Annotated in this window: 16 protein-coding genes; 3 read left to right on the top strand and 13 right to left on the bottom strand. The window is 70.7% G+C overall.

The window, feature by feature from the left end; translation table 11 throughout:
- Positions 1 to 38: 38 nt before the first annotated feature.
- The 5 genes from rfbD to ssb are packed head-to-tail and all read right to left on the bottom strand — an operon-like array spanning position 39 to position 3,954.
- On the bottom strand, positions 39 to 923 hold the full coding sequence (gene rfbD, locus ACQYVW_RS11420; RefSeq protein ID WP_434934988.1) for a dTDP-4-dehydrorhamnose reductase: 885 nt from the start codon (positions 921 to 923) through the stop codon (positions 39 to 41).
- The gene (rfbC, locus tag ACQYVW_RS11415) at positions 920 to 1,477 is read right to left on the bottom strand and encodes a dTDP-4-dehydrorhamnose 3,5-epimerase (protein ID WP_434934986.1); all 558 of its coding nucleotides are present in this window, start codon (positions 1,475 to 1,477) and stop codon (positions 920 to 922) included. Before rfbC ends, rfbD begins: the two co-directional genes overlap by 4 nt.
- On the bottom strand, positions 1,474 to 2,361 hold the full coding sequence (gene rfbA, locus ACQYVW_RS11410) for a glucose-1-phosphate thymidylyltransferase RfbA (protein ID WP_434934984.1): 888 nt from the start codon (positions 2,359 to 2,361) through the stop codon (positions 1,474 to 1,476). The genes rfbC and rfbA overlap by 4 nt, the downstream gene beginning before the upstream one ends.
- The gene (rfbB, locus tag ACQYVW_RS11405) at positions 2,358 to 3,413 is read right to left on the bottom strand and encodes a dTDP-glucose 4,6-dehydratase (RefSeq protein WP_434934982.1); all 1,056 of its coding nucleotides are present in this window, start codon (positions 3,411 to 3,413) and stop codon (positions 2,358 to 2,360) included. Before rfbB ends, rfbA begins: the two co-directional genes overlap by 4 nt.
- A 37-nt stretch (positions 3,414 to 3,450) precedes the next feature.
- On the bottom strand, positions 3,451 to 3,954 hold the full coding sequence (ssb, locus tag ACQYVW_RS11400) for a single-stranded DNA-binding protein (RefSeq protein WP_434934980.1): 504 nt from the start codon (positions 3,952 to 3,954) through the stop codon (positions 3,451 to 3,453).
- A gap of 174 nt (positions 3,955 to 4,128) precedes the next feature.
- On the opposite strand from ssb, the gene ACQYVW_RS11395 reads away from it, so the two are divergent.
- The gene (locus ACQYVW_RS11395; RefSeq protein WP_434947071.1) at positions 4,129 to 5,127 is read left to right on the top strand and encodes a polyprenyl synthetase family protein; all 999 of its coding nucleotides are present in this window, start codon (positions 4,129 to 4,131) and stop codon (positions 5,125 to 5,127) included.
- Positions 5,128 to 5,157: 30 nt separating this feature from the next.
- Here the strand turns inward: ACQYVW_RS11395 and ACQYVW_RS11390 are convergent, their stop codons facing one another.
- From ACQYVW_RS11390 to ACQYVW_RS11375, 4 genes are all read right to left on the bottom strand, one after another.
- Positions 5,158 to 5,958 carry a dienelactone hydrolase family protein gene (locus tag ACQYVW_RS11390; RefSeq protein WP_434947070.1) on the bottom strand — a complete coding sequence of 267 codons (801 nt, stop codon included), beginning with the start codon at positions 5,956 to 5,958 and terminating at the stop codon, positions 5,158 to 5,160.
- 437 nt (positions 5,959 to 6,395) lie between these two features.
- Positions 6,396 to 7,865 (bottom strand): UDP-N-acetylmuramoyl-L-alanine--D-glutamate ligase, encoded by a 1,470-nt coding sequence (gene murD / locus ACQYVW_RS11385; RefSeq protein WP_434947069.1) that lies wholly within the window; start codon positions 7,863 to 7,865, stop codon positions 6,396 to 6,398.
- A complete protein-coding gene (gene murL / locus ACQYVW_RS11380) occupies positions 7,804 to 9,165 on the bottom strand; it encodes a UDP-N-acetyl-alpha-D-muramoyl-L-alanyl-L-glutamate epimerase (protein ID WP_434947068.1) in 1,362 nt (453 codons plus the stop codon). Before murL ends, murD begins: the two co-directional genes overlap by 62 nt.
- Positions 9,162 to 11,756: a bifunctional aspartate kinase/diaminopimelate decarboxylase gene (locus tag ACQYVW_RS11375; RefSeq protein WP_434947067.1), complete on the bottom strand. Its 2,595-nt coding sequence runs from the start codon at positions 11,754 to 11,756 to the stop codon at positions 9,162 to 9,164. The genes murL and ACQYVW_RS11375 overlap by 4 nt, the downstream gene beginning before the upstream one ends.
- 90 nt (positions 11,757 to 11,846) lie before the next feature.
- Here ACQYVW_RS11375 and ACQYVW_RS11370 point away from each other — a divergent pair, with 90 nt between their 5' ends.
- Positions 11,847 to 12,737 carry a PhzF family phenazine biosynthesis protein gene (locus tag ACQYVW_RS11370; RefSeq protein ID WP_434947066.1) on the top strand — a complete coding sequence of 297 codons (891 nt, stop codon included), beginning with the start codon at positions 11,847 to 11,849 and terminating at the stop codon, positions 12,735 to 12,737.
- Positions 12,738 to 12,804: 67 nt separating this feature from the next.
- Here ACQYVW_RS11370 and ACQYVW_RS11365 read toward each other — a convergent pair whose 3' ends face one another.
- The 4 genes from ACQYVW_RS11365 to ACQYVW_RS11350 all read right to left on the bottom strand — a co-directional run bounded on the left by ACQYVW_RS11365 (position 12,805) and on the right by ACQYVW_RS11350 (position 16,499).
- Positions 12,805 to 14,481 carry an amidohydrolase gene (locus tag ACQYVW_RS11365; RefSeq protein ID WP_434947065.1) on the bottom strand — a complete coding sequence of 559 codons (1,677 nt, stop codon included), beginning with the start codon at positions 14,479 to 14,481 and terminating at the stop codon, positions 12,805 to 12,807.
- Positions 14,482 to 14,546: 65 nt separating this feature from the next.
- Positions 14,547 to 15,281, bottom strand: a complete 735-nt coding sequence (locus ACQYVW_RS11360) for a glycine zipper 2TM domain-containing protein (RefSeq protein WP_434947064.1) — start codon at positions 15,279 to 15,281, stop codon at positions 14,547 to 14,549.
- Positions 15,282 to 15,385: 104 nt separating this feature from the next.
- A complete protein-coding gene (locus ACQYVW_RS11355) occupies positions 15,386 to 16,072 on the bottom strand; it encodes an alpha/beta fold hydrolase (RefSeq protein ID WP_434947063.1) in 687 nt (228 codons plus the stop codon).
- Positions 16,065 to 16,499, bottom strand: coding sequence for an OsmC family protein (locus ACQYVW_RS11350; RefSeq protein ID WP_434935996.1), 435 nt, complete (start codon positions 16,497 to 16,499; stop codon positions 16,065 to 16,067). The genes ACQYVW_RS11355 and ACQYVW_RS11350 overlap by 8 nt, the downstream gene beginning before the upstream one ends.
- Before the next feature lie 440 nt (positions 16,500 to 16,939).
- Here ACQYVW_RS11350 and fusA point away from each other — a divergent pair, with 440 nt between their 5' ends.
- Positions 16,940 to 19,003 (top strand): elongation factor G, encoded by a 2,064-nt coding sequence (fusA, locus tag ACQYVW_RS11345; protein WP_434947062.1) that lies wholly within the window; start codon positions 16,940 to 16,942, stop codon positions 19,001 to 19,003.
- Positions 19,004 to 19,011: the final 8 nt, after the last annotated feature.

Here is a 19,011-nt window from a genome sequence, read left to right as displayed (position 1 = left end):
CGCTCCGGGCCGACGCGCCCCCCGCGTCTACCCGCAGCCTACGACAACACCGCGTCCAGTGCAGCCCTCCACTCGGGCAGGACGATGCCGAAGTCGCGCTCGAGCCGGCTGCAGTCCAGCCTCGAGTAGGCCGGCCGGCGGGCAGGCGTCGGGTAGTCGGCCGTCGCGATGGGCACGACGCGCGGTGCGTGTGCGATCAATCCACGCGCCTGCGCGCGCGCGAAGATGGCAGAGGCGAAGCCATGCCAGGTGGTCTCGCCCTGCGCGGTCAGGTGCCACAACCCCGAGCGTTCGAAAGGTCGCGCCAGGATCGAAGCCGTGACGTCGGCGATCAGCGCGGCGGGGGTGGGCGTGCCGGTCTGGTCGGCGACCACGCGCAACTCGTCGCGCTCGCGCGCCAGCCGCAGCATGGTGAGCATGAAGTTGCTGCCGCGATCGGCATAGACCCAGGCCGTTCGGAAGATGAAGTGTCGTGCGCCGCCAGATTGAACCGCCTGCTCGCCAGCAAGCTTGCTCGCGCCATACGCGCCCAGCGGGGAGACCGGATCGTCCTCGCGGTAGGGGCGCGTCCCACTACCATCGAAGACATAGTCGGTGGAGTAATGCACGAGCAACGCATCGCGTTCTGCGCAGGCATCGGCAAGCACGCCGACAGCCTCCGCGTTCGAACGAAATGCGGAATCGCGATCGGTCTCAGCACGATCGACGGCGGTATACGCTGCCGCGTTGACCACAACGTCGGGACCGATCCGGCGTACCAGGTCGCGCAGCGAATGGGGCTCATCGAGATTCGCGATCTCGCAGGAGCCGCCGTCCTGCAACCGGCCGTCGCGGGTGGCGCAGACAAGCCCCCCTATCGGACCCAGGGCCCTGCGCAACTCGTAGCCGACTTGCCCGTTCGCACCCAGCAGCAGAATCTTCATGGCGCGTATATAGGCAGCCGGTCCTGCGGCACATCCGCCAGCAACGGTGCTTTTGCATCCTTCGCCGAAAGCAGCGGGTCGGCGACTGGCCAATCGATGTTGAGTTCGGCGTCGTTCCAGCAGATGTTCGCGTCTGCCGCCGGGTCGTACGTGGCGGTGCACAGATAAGTGAACACCGCGCGCTCGCTGAGGGTGACGAACCCATGCGCGAAACCTTCCGGTATCCAGAAATGCCGGCGGTTCTCGGCGCTCAGCAGCACAGCCGTCCAACGGCCGAAATGCGGGGAGCCCCGGCGGATGTCGACCGCCACATCCCAGACTTCCCCCTCCAGCACCGACACATACTTGCCCTGCGGCTTGGGCCACTGGTAATGCAGACCGCGCAGGACGCCCCGTATCGAGGAAGAGACATTGCCCTGCACGAATCGCGGCGCAAGGCCATGCGCGGCGAGCTTTTCCTGATTGAAAGACTCGAAAAAGAACCCACGCTCGTCGCCGAACACCTGCGGCTCGACGACCACGCAACCCGGCAGATCGGTTTCGATCAGTTTCATGGCACGTAGCCGCGTTCGCCGAGACTCAGCAGATAGCGCCCGTACCCATTCTTGGACAACGGTGCGGCCAGCCGCTCAAGCTGCGCCACATCGATCCAGCCGTTGTTCCAGGCGATTTCCTCGGGGCAGCACACACGCAGCCCCTGGCGCGCCTCGATGGTCTCGATGTAATTCGACGCCTCCAGGAGGGACTGGTGCGTACCGGTATCGAGCCAGGCATAGCCTCGTCCCAAGCGCTCCAGGTGCAGTTCCCCCTGGTCGAGATAGCAACGGTTGAGATCGGTGATCTCGAGCTCGCCGCGTGGCGACGGCTTGAGCGAGGCGGCGAAATCGCTGGCGCGCCCGTCGTAGAAATAGAGTCCGGTCACCGCATAGTTCGAACGCGGCTGCGCGGGCTTCTCCTCCAGACCGATCACCCGGCCCAGATCGTCGAACTCGGCCACTCCGTAGCGTTCCGGATCGGAAACCCAGTAGCCGAACACGGTCGCCCCGCTCTCGCGCGCATCGGCCCGCTTGAGCATCGTGGTCAAGCCGGGACCGTGGAAGATGTTGTCGCCGAGCACCAGGCAGCTCGGGGCTCCGTCGAGAAATTCACGACCGATCAGATAGGCCTGCGCAAGCCCGTCAGGACTGGGCTGCACCGCGTACTCGATCTTCATGCCCCATTGCGAACCGTCGCCCAGCAACGCCTCGAACAGCGCCTGTTCGTGCGGGGTGTTGATGATCAACACCTCGCGAATCCCGCTCAGCATCAACACGCTGAGCGGGTAGTAGATCATCGGCTTGTCGTAGACGGGCAACAACTGCTTGCTGATGGCCTGCGTGATCGGGTACAGCCTGGTGCCCGAACCACCGGCCAGGATAATTCCCTTGCGCGCCGTCATGCCGCCGCTCCAATACGCTCGAGGCGGTAGCTGCCGTCCAGCACGCGCTCCACCCAGGCCTGATTGGCCAGATACCAGTCCACCGTCTCGGCCAGGCCGCGTTCGAAGGTGTAGCGCGGCTCCCACCCCAGCTCATCACGCAGCTTGCTCGCATCGATCGCATAGCGGCGGTCGTGACCAGGACGGTCGGCCACGAAGGTGATCTGGGATTCACGCGGCATGCCATCGTCCCGCGGACGCCGCTGATCGATCAGCATGCAGATCGCCTTCACGACCTCGATGTTCTGCCGCTCCGAGTTGCCACCCACGTTGTACGTCTCGCCAACCCGCCCCTTCTCCAGGACGGTGCGGATTGCATCGCAGTGATCCGTGACGAACAGCCAATCGCGTACCTGCTTGCCATCGCCGTACACCGGCAGCGCCTCCCCGGCCAGCGCCTTGGCGATGACGAGCGGGATCAACTTCTCGGGAAAATGGTAGGGGCCGTAGTTGTTCGAACAGTTGGTCGTGAGTACCGGGAGACCGTACGTATGGTGGAAGGCGCGGACCAGATGATCCGAGGCGGCCTTCGACGCCGAATACGGCGAATTGGGCGCATAGGGCGTGGTTTCGGTGAACAGGCCCGTTTCGCCAAGCGAACCATAGACCTCGTCGGTCGAGACATGCAGGAACCGGAAACCTTCCCGCTCCTCGCCCTCAAGCGACTTCCAGTAATCGCGCACGGCCTCGAGCAGGGCCAGGGTTCCGACCACATTGGTCTGGATGAATGCCGCGGGGCCGTCGATCGAACGGTCGACGTGGCTCTCGGCGGCGAAGTTCACCACAGCGTCGGGCCGATGCTCGGCGAGCAAGCGCGCGACCAGGTCGCGGTCGCCGATGTCGCCATGGACGAACACGTGGTCGGGGTTACCGTCCAAGTCCTTCAGGGTATCCAGGTTGCCCGCATAGGTGAGCGCATCGAGATTGACCACGCGTACACCGCGCGCCACGGCCTCGCGCACGAAATTGCCACCAATGAACCCGGCGCCGCCGGTCACTATCCAAGTTGGCACGGAGCCTCCTGCTGGCTGTCGAGAGTGAGGCCAGGCCTCAGAACGGGATATCGTCGTCGGAGAAGTCGTCCACCGGCGGCGGCTGGCGCGACGGCGCGGGCTGCTGGCGCGGTGCGGACTGGCCGCCGCCACCGCCGTATTCCTGGCGCGGCTGGCGCGGGCCGCGCTCGTAGGAGCCGCCTCCGCCGCCACCACCACCGCCCTCGCCGCGGCCGCCGAGCATCTGCATCTCGTCCGCCACGATGTCGGTGTAGTAACGCTTCTGGCCGTCGTCGCCGGTGTGCTCGCTGTAGGTGATGCGGCCCTCGACGTAGACCTGCGAACCCTTGCGCAGGTATTCGGCCGCGATCTCGCCGAGCTTGCCGAAGAAGGTCACCCGGTGCCACTCGGTCTTTTCCTGGTTGTTGCCGTCGCGGTCCTTGCGTACCGAGGTGGTGGCCAGGCTGATCTTGGTGACGGCCATGCCGCCCTGGGTGTAGCGGGTTTCGGGGTCGTTGCCGAGATTGCCGACAAGAATCGCCTTGTTGATGCCGCGGGCCATGGGGTTCCTCAGGGTGTCGCCGGCGTGCCCGGCGAAAGGCATTGGATTATAGCCCGGCGATCCATGGCGTCGGCCCGGGCCGCGCTGCCGGGTCAGAATTCGCCGCACCCGGCGCCCGTCGGCTCCCTGACGCGGGTTCGTATAATCCCCTGTTCATCATCCGACGGACCCCCCATGGCCTCCCCCGCCCCCGCCGCGCCCGGACTCGACCTGCCCGCCATCCAGGCGCTGGCCGCTGCGGACATGGCCGCCATCGACGCCCTGATCCGCGACCGGCTGTCCTCCGACGTGGTGCTGATCAACCAGATCGCCGAGCACATCGTCTCGGCGGGCGGCAAGCGCCTGCGGCCGATGCTGGTGGCGCTGGCCGGCCGTGCGACCGGAGCGGTCGGGCCTGCGCATCACCAGTTGGCCGCGATCGTCGAGTTCATCCACACCTCGACCCTGCTGCACGACGACGTGGTGGACGAATCGGACCTGCGCCGCGGCCGCAGCACCGCCAATGCCCTGTGGGGCAACGCGCCGAGCGTGCTGGTAGGCGATTTCCTGTACTCGCGCAGCTTCCAGCTGATGGTCGAGCTCGACGACATGGCGGTGATGCGGCTGCTGGCCGACACCACCAACCGCATCGCCGAGGGCGAGGTGCTGCAGCTGATGCACGTGCGCAACCCCGACACCGACGAGGCCGCCTACCTCGGCGTGATCGAGCGCAAGACCGCGGTGCTGTTCGCTGCCGGCACGCGCCTGGGCGCCATGGCCTCGGGCGCGGACGAAGCCACCCAGCAGGCGCTGTACGACTACGGCATGCAGCTCGGTTACGCCTTCCAGATCGCCGACGACGTACTCGACTACAGCGGCGATGCGCAGGCGCTGGGCAAGAACCTGGGCGACGACCTGGCCGAAGGCAAGGCCACGCTGCCGCTGATCCACGCCATGTCCCATGCCGATGCCGCGCTGCGGACGCGCCTGCGGGCGATCGTCGAACATGGCGAAGTCGATGCGATGCCGGAAGTGCTGGACGCCATCGCCCAGGCTGGCAGCCTCGACTACAGCCGCGCGCGCGCAAGGGACCACGCGCTCGCCGCAGAGGCCGCGCTATCGCCGCTGCCGGAAAACCCGGCAGTGGCGGCCCTGCGAGGCCTGGCGCGGTATGCCGTGGATCGCGGTTACTGAAAGCGCCGGCCTCCTGGCCGGCAGCGCCGCTCAGTCGCCGAAAACCTCCTCGAAGAAGCCGTCCATGATCCGGTACGCACGCCGCGCCGCACGCGCGTCGTAGCGGCAGTTGTTGGCCGGGTCGCTGCCGGCCGACGGCTCGGCGAAGCAGTGCGCCGCACCGCTGAAGTCGACGAACTGCCAGTCCGCGCCGGCCGTGTCCATCTCCTGCTCGAAAGCCAGGATGTCGGCATCGCTGACGGCCTTGTCGTCGGCGCCGTTCAGTACAAGCACGGGGGCGGCGATGCGCTGCGCGGTAGGCGACTGCGCGCCGGGCGCCAGGCCGCCATGCAGGCTCACCACGCCAGCCACGTCGGCACCGGCGCGCGCCAGCTCGAGCGCGGCGGAACCTCCGAAGCAGAAGCCGAACGCGCCGATCCTGGTGGCGTCCAGCGGGGCGCCGGACGCCTGCGCCCTGAGCGTGTCCACTGCGGCCTGCATGCGCGCGCGCAGCGGCCCGCGGTCGTCGCCGCGCAGCGAACCGGCAAGCTTGCCTGCCTCGCCGCTGTCCTTGGGCTGGCGGCCCTTGCCGTAGACATCGGCCACCAGCACCACGTAATCGTCCCCGGCGATGGCCTTGGCGCGCTCCAGCGCGTCCTCGGTCACGCCCATCCAGTTGGGCACCATCACCAGGCCAGGCCGGCGGTCGCCATCGTCATCGTCGTAGACCAGCCAGCCGCTGAAACGGTCCTGGCCGACGCTCCATTCCAGCGGATCGGCTTTCATTGCGGCGGCGGGGCTGGCGTACAGCGCGGCGGCCAGCAGGCCGGACAGGACGGCGGAACGGGACATGGGCGGGCTCCGTGCGGGAAGGACGCAGCCTAGCGCAGACGGGGCGCGGGCGGCGTCGAGCCGGCCGGTGCGGCGATCGGCCATGCGCCCCGCAGCGGAGCCGGCATGCCGGACAGGATGACCACGCCCGGATCCGCGCTCCGGCTTGCCTGCCGCGGCCACCGGCGAACGCGGCAAGCGTGCGCGCCACCGTGGCCGCGTTCGCGCTGCCGCGAACTGGGGGATGCCATGAGCGTCGTGGCGGTCAGGCGCCATGCGGTCGGGCGCCGAGTCCGAGCCGACGAGCCGCGCACCCGTTCGCGTTCTCCGGAACGCGATGGCGTCCCTGGGGACCGCATCGAAATCCTGCACCGCTCCGGACCGCGTCCTGTCCCGCTCTTTCCCTCCCGCGAGTCCGTGAACGGCGCGCGGAGACTACCGGGACGAGCCCCCGCCCCTCAGCCGATCCCGATTCCCGGAATGGCGGCGATCGCGCCCGGATCGAACTCCGCGAGCGCGGCGAAATGACGACCACGCTCGGCGTAGTCGCGATAGGCGCCGAAGCTGGGCGCGCCCGGCGACAGCAGGATCACGCCCTCGCCGCCCAGCGCGTCCTGCGCTTGGGCCATGGCCTCGGCCAGCCCGCGGGCTTCACGCAGCGCGAAGCCGGCCGCCGGCGCCACGGCGGACAGCAGCGCGTGGATGCGCGGACCGTTCTGGCCCATGGTCACCACCGCAGCCGGCGCACGTGTCCGCATCGCGTCGGCAAACCCGCTCCAGTCCAGCCCGCGGTCATGGCCCCCGACCAGCAGCGCCACGCGCCGGTCGCGATACACCTCCAGCGCGGCCAGGCTGGCGTGCGGCGTGGTGCTGATCGAGTCGTTGACGTAATCGATGCCGTTGCGCGTCCCCAGCGGCTGCAGCCGGTGCGGCAGGGGCTGGAAGCCGGCCGCCTGCGGCGCCAGCGCGACCGCGTCCAGGCCCAGCGCCTCGATCGCCGTCAGCACCCCGCACAGGTTGCCGCGATTGTGGCGGCCCGGCAGCGGCAGCGCGCGCGTGTCGAACACGGCCTCGTCGCCGCGCCACAGCATGTCGCCACGCAGGTGCCAGCCGTCGGGCTGCCCGAACCAGCGCACGTCGGTGTCCGGCAGCCGCAGTGCCGCCAGCCGCGGATCGCTGGCGTTGAGCACGGCGATGCGTGGATGGCCTTCCGTGAGCAGCGACAGCTTGTCCTCGACGTAGCGCGCCTCGCCGCCGTGCCAGTCCAGGTGCTCGGGGAAGATGTTGGTCACCAGGGCCAGGTCCGGCTGCGTGCCGCTGCGCGCGACATCGCGCGTCTGGTAGCTCGACAGTTCGACCACCCAGTAGTCCGCCCGCCCGTCGACCAGGTCGAGCAGCGGCTGGCCGATGTTGCCGGTCAGCGCGGTGCGGTGCCCGCCCGCGCGCAGCAGGTGCGCCAGCAGTGCCGAGGTGGTGCTCTTGCCCTTGGTGCCGGTGACGCAGAGCGTGCGAGCGTCGCCGCGCTCGGCGAACCACAGCGTGGTGCCGCCGATGAAGCGCGTGCCGCGCTGCGCGGCGGCCAGCGCCTCGGGGCGGTAGGGGCTGATGCCGGGCGACTTGATGACCACGTCGAAGGCGGACAGCCGCTCGGCGGTGGCGTCCGTCGCCACGGCCAGGGCGGCGTCGCCGAGCGCCTGCGCCTCGACCGCCTCGGCCTCGCTGCAGAACAGGGTCAATTGCGGCGGAAACGCGGCATCGTCCTGCCCCGTGAGGTCCGCGCCGCGCGCGCGCAGCGCCTGCCAGGCGGCCCGGCCTTCGCGACCCCAGCCCCACAGCGCGACCCTGCGGCCGCGCAGCGAGGCGATGTCAGTCGGCGAATCGCGCACGCAGGCGCTCCCACAGCGGCGCGGGAATGCCGTGCTCCTCATCGGCCACCAGCAGCCCGGCCGCGCTGGCGTCGTCCTCGCCCAGCTGCGGCGCGATCTCGCGAGCGAAGCGCGACACCACCGCATCCTCGCGCCACTCGGGCCGCGCCGCCAGCGCCGACATGGCCGCACGCGACTCCCGTCCCTCGCCCACGCATTCGAACGGCTTGTGGTCGCGGTACTCCAGCAGTGCATCGAAACCCGGCACCTGCGCAGGATCGTCCAGCAGGTTGCGACCGAAGATGCCGACCAGGCGCGGCTTGGGCATGAACGGCGCCAGCGCCAGGAACACGAAGTGGCACTTCGGGCAGACCCCGCACCAGCGGTTCACCGGGCGCTCGCCGAGCAGGTGGAAGTTGCGGTTGCAGCTGGAGAAATGCGCGTCGTACTGGTCGATCCTGGCGAACTGCCGCGCCACCGCCAGCTCGCTGAGCGGCCGCAGCAGCGAGTAATAGTGCAGGTCCATCGCCACGTGGCTGCGCAGGTGCGCGGCGAAGGCGCGCTCGAAGGCCCAGCCCTTGGACCACTGGTGGTTCACCTCGCCGGTGCCCTCGATCAGGCTGCCGTAGCTGGCCGAGCGCTCGTTGGAGAACACCACCTGGTCCACGCCCATGACCACGGCGGCGAAAGCCATGATCGCCGAGTTCACTGCGGTCACCGGGATGTGTCCGTTCCAGGCGCCGGCGCGGTTGTAGTCGAACAGCTCCGGCGCCAGCTGGCGGCCGATGTTGAGCGTCGGCAGGCCGGTGCGCTCGGCGCAGGCGCGGATCAGCTGCGATCCGCCGATCCAGGTGACGGTCTGGGCGACGTCCAGCGCGCGCAGTGCCTCGATGCTGACCAGCGAATCCTTGCCGCCGCCAATGGCGACCAGCGCATGCGGGCGCAGCCCGAGCGCGGGCGCGGCGCTGGCAGGTGGCGCGTCCGCCGGGAAGCGGATCCTTCCGTGCAGGTCGAGGCCGTTGCGGTAGGCGAATTCGCCCAGGCCGTGCAGGTAGAGGTCTTCGAGCAGGGCCGCGGTCGCGGCATCGATGGCCTGGCCCTCGATCCGGATCTCGCCCGGCACCGCGGCCTTGTAGTAGCTCACGCCGGCGACCAGGTGCAGCAACTGCAGCATCCGTCGTGCGGCCGCCTCGCGCGCCGCATCGAGCGCGAACGGCGCGCCGGGCAGGGTCACCGTCTCCACCAGCTCGGGGCCGTCGTCGAAGGCATAGACCAGCTGCGCGACGCCGCTGCCGGCATCGAATCCGCAGCGCACGAAATGGAAGGCGCGGATCGCGTCGCGGTCGAACACCCACTGGCTCATTCGATGATGTCCTCCGCCGGCAGGGCGCGCAGGTTGTAGGTATTGGCCATGGTGTAACCGTAGGCGCCGGCGTCGGAGACCAGCATCAGGTCGCCCGGCGTGGTGTCGGCCGGCAGCTTCACGCGATGGCCGAAGATGTCGCTGGATTCGCAGATCGGCCCGACCACGTCGAAGTCGGCGATCTCCCCTTCGTCCAGCCGCGACAGGTTCACGATGTCGTGCCAGGCGTCGTACAGCGCGGGGCGGATCAGCGCATTCATGCCCGCATCCATGCCGACGCGGTGCACGCCATCCTTCTCCACCACCTGGCTGCAGCGCGCCAGCAGCGCGCCGGCCTCGGCCACCAGGAAGCGGCCCGGCTCGATCGCCAGCTGGAAGCCCGGATGCACGGCCTTGACCTCGGCCAGCCCCGCGCCCCAGCCGTCCAGGTCGAAGGGTTCGTCGTCGGCCGCATAGGGGATCGGCAGCCCGCCGCCGATGTCCAGCACCTCCACGGTGCCGATGCGGCGGGCGAAGCCGGCCATCTCGTCCACCATCTGCCGCCAGTGCTCGCGCGTTTCCACGCCGCTGCCCAGGTGCGCGTGCAGGCCGGTGATGCGCACGTCCAGGCGCCGCGCGAGCTCGATGAACTCCTCGACCCGGCCGGCCGCCAGGCCGAACTTGGACGCCTTGCCGCCGGTGGTGACCTTCTCGTGGTGGCCGTCGCCGTGCCCAAGGTCGATGCGCAGCCACAGCGCGCGGCCGCGGAACACCTCCGGCCAGCGCTGCAGCAGCTCGCAGTTGTCGACGGTGACATTGACGCCGCGCGCGAAGGCCTGGGCGTACTCCTCGACCGGCGCGAAGCTGGGCGTGAACAGCACGCGGCCCGGATCGAACCCCGGCACGTTCGCAAGCACGTGCGCGACCTCGCCCATCGACACGCACTCCAGGCCGAAGCCCTCGCCGGCGAGCGCACGCAGGATCGCGGGATGGGAATTGGCCTTGATCGCGTAGTAGCGACGGTCCACCGCGTCCACCGCCAGCAGCTGGCGCGCACGCTCGCGCACCGTCGGCAGGTGATAGACATAGCGCGGCGTGCCCGCCTCGGCCAGCGTCGCCAGCTGCGCGCGCGCGCCGCGCCACCACGGCACCGGCCGCGGCCGCGTGGTGCCGAGGATGTCCTTCCAGCGCGGCCCGAACACCGCGGTCTCGTAGACCGGCATCGCGCCCGAATCGATCAGCTCGGCGTGCAGCACCGGCAGCAGTCCGTCGGCGTCGGCCTCGTCGATCACGAAGGTCAGGTTGAGGTCGTTGGACGACTGCGAAATCATGTGCACGCGCTCGCGACCGAACGTGGCCCACACGTCCGAGAGTTTGTGCAGCAGCGAGCGCATGCCCAGCCCCACCAGGGTGATCGCCGCGCAGGGCGCGATCACCTTGACCCGGCAGATCTGCGCCAGGTCCTCGGACAGGCGCGCCAGCACGTCGGTGCTGACCAGGTTCTCGCTCGGATCCAGCGAGACGGTGACGTTGGTTTCGGCCGAGCCGATCAGGTCCACCGACAGGCCGTGGCGACGGAAGCGCTCGAAGATGTCGGCCAGGAAGCCCACCGACTGCCACATCCCCACCGTCTCCATCGATACCAGCACGATGCCGTTGCGGCGGCTGATCGCCTTGACCCCGGGCACCGGCGCGGCGGTGCCGTCGATGCGCGTGCCCGGAAGGTGCGGCCGTTCGGTGTCGAGGATCGACATCGGCACGCCGCTCACCCGGCAGGGGCCGAGCGAACGCGGATGCAGCACCTTGGCGCCGGTGGTGGCGATTTCCTGCGCTTCGGCGTAGTCCAGGCGGGTCAGCAGCCGCGCATCGGGCACCTCGCGCGGATTCGCGGTGAACATGCCCGGCACGTCGGTCCAGATCTCGACCCCGCGCGCGCGCAGCAGGCCGCCGAACAGCGCCGCGGAGGTGTCCGAACCGCCGCGCCCGAGCACGGCGGTGCCGCCGTCGCCGTGGCGCGCGATGAAGCCCTGGGTGATCAGCAGCCGCGCAGGCTGCGCGCCGAAACGCGCGCGCCAGGCCTCGTCGGCCTCGCGCCGGCAGGACACGGACAGGCGCTTGCCCCAGTCGCTCTGGTTGGGCAGCTCGACGGCATCCAGCCAGTCGCGCGCATCGGTCCAGCCGAAGTCCAGGCCCTGCGCGCAAAGGTAGGCAGCCCCCAGCGTGGACGACAGCAGTTCGCCCTGCGCCAACACCTCGGCCTGCCAGTCGAGCGGACGCCCGGCCGCGCGCGGATCGACCATCAGTGCGCGCAGGGCCTGCAGGCGCTCGGCCAGCACGACATCGGGATCGAGCTCGAGTTCGCGCACGAAGGCGCGGTGGCGATCGACCAGCGCCTCGACCCGCGTCGCCGCATCCTCGGCGCCGCCGGCGATCGCGGTCAGCTCGTTGGTTACACCCGAAAGCGCAGACACCACGACGAGCACGCGGCCACCGCATTCGCCGGCGCGTTTGTGCGCCATCTGGCCGATCGTGTCCCAGCGGTGGCGTTGCGACACCGAAGTGCCGCCGAACTTGAGCACGACCCAGGGCGTGCCGGTCGAAGAAGATGGCATGGGAGCGAATGGATTCCGGTATAACGGGCGGCCCGTCCGCGCGCGCGGATGGAAGCGCGGATTCTACCCGTACCACAGGCCAGCCCCACCATGCCCCAACGCCGTTACCTGCAGCTCGATGTCTTCGCCGACCGGCCCGGAGCCGGCAATCCGCTCGGCGTGGTGCTCGATGCCGGCGGGCTCGACGATGCGACGATGCAGGCGATCGCACGCTGGACGCGCCTGCCGGAGACCACCTTCGTGTTCCCCGCGCCCCACCCGGGCGCGAGCTACGGCATCCGCATCTTCAGTCCACGCCGCGAGGTGCCCTTCGCCGGTCACCCCAGCGTCGGCACCGCGCATGCGGTGCTGCAGGCAGGACTGGCCACGCCACGCGACGGCTTGCTGGTACAGGCCGGAATCGCGGGCGAGCTTCCGCTGCGCGTGGACGACAGCGGCGCGGCGCGCACGATCGCGGTGCGCACGCCGCGCGCGCGCATCATCGAGGTCGCCGACGCCACGCACCCGCAGCTGGGCGAGGCGCTAGCCGGACTGGCGACCGGCGCCCTGCCCCAGGCGCTGGTCGACGGCGGCCGGCGCTGGTGGCTGGCCGAGATCGCGAGCGAGGCGCAGTTGCGCGCCGCGACGCCCGACTGGCCGGCGATCGAGCGCCTGGCGCACGCCACCGACAGCATGGGGCTGTGTGCGTTCGCGCGCGCCGAAGATCCCGGCCAGGGCTACGCGCTCGCCGTCCGCGCCTGGGTCGGGCAGACCGCCTGCTTCGAGGACGCGGCCTCGGGCGCGGCCAATGCCACCCTCGCCGCCTGGCTGGCTGCGCGCGACGCCTTGCCTGGTCGCGACGGCCGCTACCGGATCAGCCAGGGCCGCGAGGTCGGGTTCGACGCCATCATCGAACTGCAGGTGGACCCGGCCGGCGACGTGTGGTCGGGCGGCCAGGTACAGACGGTGATCGACGGACGCATCGACTGGCCGTCCTCCTGAGGCGCCGGAAGGTGATGGTGTCGCGGCACGCGGAGTCGACCGCTCGCCCGGCCTTCCCGGCCGCGCCTCATTCCACCTCGTAGACCGGGGCCCCGTCGACCCAGGTCGAACGCACGTCGAGGGCGTGCAGCGCCGTCGTCGGCGCCGCGACAGGATCCTGCGCCAGCACGACGAAGTCCGCCTGCAGCCCGGGCTTGAGCTGGCCGACCAGTGCCTCGTCGCGATTGGCCCAGGCCGCATCCGCGGTGAAGCCACGCAAGGCCTCGGCCACCGTCAGCCGCTGGTCCGGCAGCCAACCGCCCGGCGGCTGGCCATGGCGGTCCTGGCGGGTCGCGGCGGCGTACAGGCCAAGGCGTGGGTCGGGCGACTCCACCGGGAAGTCGGACCCCAGCGCTAGCCGTACGCCCGCATCGGCGAACCGCCGCCAGGCATAGGCACCGGCGATCCGCCCAGCGCCGACGCGCGCCTCGGCCCACGGCATGTCCGAGGTCGCATGGGTCGGCTGCATCGAGGCGACCACGCCAAGGCTTGCGAAGCGCGGAATGTCCTCCAGCGCCATGATCTGCGCATGCTCGATGCGCCAGCGGTGGTCGTCGGCCGTGCGCGGCCCCAGCACGCGCGCATAGGCGTCGAGCACCATGCGGTTACCGCGATCCCCGATCGCGTGCGTGGCCACCTGCAGTCCGCAGCCCTGCGCGCGCTCCAGCAACCGCGCGAATCGCGCGGGTTCGATCAGCACCAGACCGCGGTTGCCGGGGTCGTCGCTGTAGTCCTCGGCCAGCGCCGCGCCGCGGCTGCCCAGGGCACCGTCGATCAGGAACTTCACCCCGCGCAGCTGCAGCCGCTTGCCGGGGTGCGCATAGGCGCCGTTCGCGCACAGCCACTCCAGCGCGCGGCCGTCGCCGTCGGCGTAGGCGCTCACGCGCAACGGCAGGCGCCCCTGGTCGGCGAAGCGCCGCAGCTGTTCGAAGTCGGCCAGCGACGTGCCCATGTCGTGCACGCCGGTGAGGCCGTGGCGCACCGCTTCGGCAAGGGCGAGACCGAGCGCGCGGTCGGCATCGCCCTGGTCCATCGGCGGCGATACCGCGGCGACCATGCGCTCGGCATCGTCGATGAACACGCCGGTCGGCGCGCCATCCGCGCCGCGCACGATCAGGCCACCCTCGGGCTGGCCCTGGGCCAGCAGCGTGGCGGCGGCCGGATCGGCTGCGATCGCGCGCAGCACGGCGGAGTTCACCCAGCCCGCGTGGCCATCGACCCGGCCCAGCCACATCGGTCGCTCCGGGAAGGCGGCATCGAGGTCGGCGGCGGTGGGGAAAGCCTGCTCAGGCCAGTCGTTCTGGTCCCAGCCGCGGCCGATCAGCCATTCGCCCGGCGGCAGGTCGCGCTCGAACGCCTGCAGGCGCTCCACGACCTCCTGCTTGCTGCGGGTGCCGACCAGGTCGGCACGGGCCAGCGCCAGGCCCAGCCCGACGATATGCCCGTGAGCGTCGATGAGTCCCGGAATGACCGTGGCCGACCCCAGATCGAGCTGACGCGCGCCCGGGAACCCGGCTTCCAGCGCGGCCGCGTCGCCGAGCGCGAGGATGCGCCCGGCCTCGTCCCACACCATCGCCTCGGCGACGGGCCGCTCGGGATCCGAAGTGTGGATCCTGGCCGCGCGCAGCAGGGTTTCCGCGTGGACCGCGGCCGGCAGGACGGCGGCGGCGGCGCAAAGCAGCGAGAGCAGGATCTTGCGGTGCATGGGCAGCGTTCCACGTCGGGCAGTGCGGCGATCCTACCCGCACCGCGCGGCCGGCGCGCCCAGGCCTACTCGGCGCGCACGTCCACCCGCACGCGGATGCGGTCGCCAGGGTGGTAGCCCGTGCGCGTCGTGTAGTGCCGGCCCGCGTACTCGTAGGTGACGTCGTAACGGTCGACCGCGCGCCCGTAGGCATCGCCACCGCTGTCGTAGGCCTCGCCGCGGTACGGGTCCGGCTCGCAGACCGTGACGTAGGCATCGCGCTCGCGACGATTGGCCTCGTAGATGCCGCGGCCGGCCACGCCGCCCACCATCGACCCGACCGCCGTGCCGATATAGCGGCCGCTGCCGCCGCCGACCTGGCTGCCGAGCACCGCGCCGGCGATGCCGCCCACCACGGTCGCCAGCGTGCGCCCGTTCTCGTCGCGCCGCGACTGGCGGTAGGGGTCGGCGTAGCCGTCGTAACCCCGGTCGTTGCCGTAGCCGTCGCGATAGGGGTCGCTGGAGACATAGCCGTCGCGGCGGGTCTGGCAGCGACGCGGGTCCTGCACCGGCCGGGCGCGTCCGTCGAACACCGGATCCACCCGCACCACGCGCGCCCAGTCGTACTCGCCCTGCGAGTAATGCTCCGGCAGGGCCGGATCGCCAGCGCGGTCGCGCCCGTAGGGATAGCGGTCGGGCGCCGTACGATGGCTGTAGTCGCCATAAGGCGCCGGGCCGTAGCGGTCGTCGTGAGTCTGCGCCGAGGCGGCGCCGGCCGACAGCAGCAGCGCGGAAGCGAGCGCGATCCCGATGGGCTTCATATGCAGTTCCCCGCGCCGGAACGGGTGGCGCCGGTACACGCTAGGCGCGAGGCGCTAACGCGGGCCTGAATCCTTGAGCGCCGGCGAAGGCCGCGCGGTCGCATTCACCCGGCCGACAGCCAGTGCAGCGCCTGGGTCGCGCAGTCGGCTGCGCCACGCCCGAGCAGCGGACCCACATGGCTGACCGCCTGCGCGCGCAGCAGCGACGCGTCCCAGTCACGCGCCAGCGCGGCGGTCAGCGCGGGCGGCACGTCGTCGTCGACCATCGAGGCAATGCACAGGACCCGGCAAGCCGGACGCGGAAGCTGGATCCCGGCATGCGCCTCGCGCATCGCCTGCCCGCTCTCGTCGCGCCAGTGCCGGAACGCGAACAGCGCCGTGGCCTCATCGGCATCGGGCAGCGCGCGGCGGGTGCCGGTCAGTCGAGCGTCGCGCTGCCAGGGAACCACATCGGGCCATTCGCGCCCCGGCAACTGCGCATGCCAAGGCGCCGGCGGCAGCGGGTTGACCAGCACCACGGCATCGGCCGCATCGGCACAGGCCGCCGCCAGCAGGCCGCCGAGGCTGGCACCGATCGCCGCGCGCGGGCGCGGCAGCGCATCCAGCGCCGCGCGGACCTGGGCCAGGTAGTCGTCGAATCCGGTCTGTGCGAGGCCGCGCGGTGACGGCTGCAGGTCGGGCGCGTGCACCTGCAGCCGCGCGGCCTCGAACACGCGCCGCCACACGACCCATTCCCAGCCCCCTCCGCCGCCGCCGTGGACCATCAACACCGAACGGATGGCATCACCCAAGCAATTCCGCCTCCAGCGTGATCGGGACCGCGCTCAGGGCGCGCGATACCGGACAGTTCTGCTTGGCGTCCTCCGCGATCTCGCGGAATTTCGCCGCGTCCAGCCCGGGCACCTTCGCCTTCATCTTCAACCGGATCGCGCTCAGCGACGGGCCGCCTTCCATCGACAGGTCGACCTCGGCGCTGCCGTCCAGCGACTGCGGCGGATGCCCGGCCTCGCTGAGCTTGGCCGACAGCGCCATGGTGAAGCAGCCCGCGTGCGCGGCGGCGATCAGCTCTTCGGGGTTGGTGCCTTTCTCGTCGCCGAAGCGGCTGTTGAATCCGTAGCGGGTGCCGTCGAGCAGGCCGCTGACGGGCGTGCTCAGGCTGCCACGCCCGCTCTTGAGATCGCCTTCCCAGTGCGCGCTGGCCTTGCGGGAGATACCCATCGTGCTGCTCCTCCGTCGGAAAAACGGGCAGCGTACGCAGCGCCGCGTTACCGCCGCGTAAGGTCGCCGGCGCGTGGATGCCTGCGCCCGGCACGCGCGTCGCCGTCGGCCTCCTTGCACCGGAGCACCCATCGGCCATTCGACCCGGGCGGACGATCGTCCCCACCCGACCGGAGCACCCGTCGCGCGGCAAGGCCACCGCGGACGACGTGCTGCGTCGCAACGCGCCCCGTGCGCCGCGACGCGCTAAGGTGTCCGCCCGCCATGACCGCCCCTCGAGCGAACGCTCGAACGGCAGCGTTCCTCCCGCGGACAGCCATGACGGCGCCATGCGGACCACCGCAGGGCCCGGCCATGCGCGCCGGCCTCCCGCGGACAGGTTTCCGCGCATCCGGCGCCGGCCACCGGCGCGCGAGTCACGACAAGGAGGACACGGCACCATGCCCCACTCGACACAGCAGATCCGCAACGTGGCCCTGGCGGGCCACCCCGGCGCCGGCAAGACCACCCTGTTCGAAGCCCTGCTGCATGCCGGCGGCGCGATCCAGACGGCAGGCACGGTCGAACGCGGCAGCACCGTCTCCGATTTCGACCCCATCGAAAAGCAGCGCGGCCACTCGATCGATGCCGCCATCGCCAGCGTCGACGCCACCGTGCGCGACGGGCAGTCCATCCGCCTCAACCTGATCGACCTGCCGGGCTATCCCGATTTCCGCGGGCCGGCGCTGGCCGCGCTCGCGGTGGTGGAGACCGCGCTGGTGGTGGTCGACGCCACCGGCGGCGTGGAATACGGCACCCGGCGGCTGATGGCCCGGGCGAAAGAGCGCGGCCTGTGCCGGGCCATCGTCGTCAACCGCCTCGATGCGGAGGGAGCCGATCCCGGCCGCGTGCTCGAGCTGCTGCGCCAGGCGTTCGGCCCCGAGGTATTGCCGCTCAACCTGCCGGCCGACGGCGGCACGCGGGTGGTGGACTGCTTCGGCGGCGACCAGGGCGAGAGCGACCTCGGCCCGGTGGCCGACTGGCATCGCCGCATCCTCGACCAAGTGGTGGAGATCAACGAGACGGTGATGGACCACTACCTGGAACTGGGCGAGGCGGGACTGTCGGGGAGCGAGCTGCACGATGCCTTCGAACAGTGCATGCGCGAGGGGCACCTGGTGCCGGTGTGCTTCGCCTCGGCGCGCAGCGGCCTCGGCGTGCAGGCGCTGCTGGACGTGGCCGCGGGCCTGTTCCCGCATCCGGGCGAAGCGAATCCGCCGCCCTTCCTCAAGGGCAGCGGCGCCGATGCGCGCCCGATCGCCACCGCACCCGACCACGACGCGCACGTGATCGCCGACGTGTTCCGCATCGTCCACGACCCCTTCGTCGGCAAGCTCGGCGTGTTCCGGGTGTACCAGGGCACGGTGCGCCGGGACAGCCAGCTGTTCGTCGACGACGGGCGCAAACCGCTCAAGGTCGGCCACCTGTATCGCCTGCGCGGGCGCGAGCATGTCGAGATCGACCAGGCCGTGCCGGGCGACATCGCCGCGATCGCCAAGGTCGAGGACCTGCATCTGGATGCGGTCCTGCACGACAGCCATGACGAGGACCACATCCACCTGGCGCCGGTGGCGTTCCCCAAGCCGATGTTCGGGCTCGCGATCCGCGCCGGCAGCCGCGGGCAGGAGCAGAAGCTGGCCACGGCGCTGGGCCGGCTCGCCGAGGAGGATCCTTGCTTCCAGGTCGAGCACGAAGAGGAAACCAACGAGACGGTGATCCGCGGCCTCTCGGACCTACACCTGAGGGTCAACCTGGAACGCCTGCGCGATCGCTTCGGCGTGGACGTGGAGACCCATCCGCCCCGCATCGCCTATCGGGAGACCATCTCGATCGGCGCCGAGGGCCACCATCGGCACAAGAAGCAGACCGGCGGCGCGGGCCAGTTCGGCGAGGTGTCACTGCGGGTGGAGCCGCTGCCGCGCGGGGCGGGCTTCGAGTTCGTCGACGAGGTCAAGGGCGGGGTGATCCCCGGACAGTTCCTGCCGGCGGTGGAGAAGGGCGTGCGCCTGGTCCTGCGCTCGGGTGCGATTTCGGGCCATCCCATGCAGGACCTGCGCGTGATCGTGCACGACGGCAAGCATCATCCGGTCGACAGCAAGGAAGTGGCGTTCGTCGCAGCCGGCAAGAAGGCCTTCCTGGATGCGGTGAGCAAGGCCCGCGCGCAGGTGCTCGAGCCGATCGTCGACCTGGCGGTGCACGCGCCGGAAAGCGCGATGGGCGACATCAGCGGCAGCCTTGCCGGCAAGCGCGCGCGCATCAACGGCACCGACGCGACCGGCAATGGCGAGATCGCGGTCACCGCACAGGTGCCGCTCTCGGAACTGGAGGGCTACGCCGCCGAGCTGAAGTCGATCACCGCCGGGCGCGGGCGCTACACCCTGGACTTCAGCCACTACGAGGCGGTGCCGCCGCAGGTGCAGCAGGCGCTGGTCGCGGCGTATTCGCCGCGCCACGAGGAGGACTGAGCGCGTGG

It is taken from the genome of Luteimonas campi (assembly GCF_051162505.1).
Taxonomy (GTDB): domain Bacteria; phylum Pseudomonadota; class Gammaproteobacteria; order Xanthomonadales; family Xanthomonadaceae; genus Luteimonas.
This window is presented reverse-complemented; position numbering and strand designations above follow the sequence as displayed.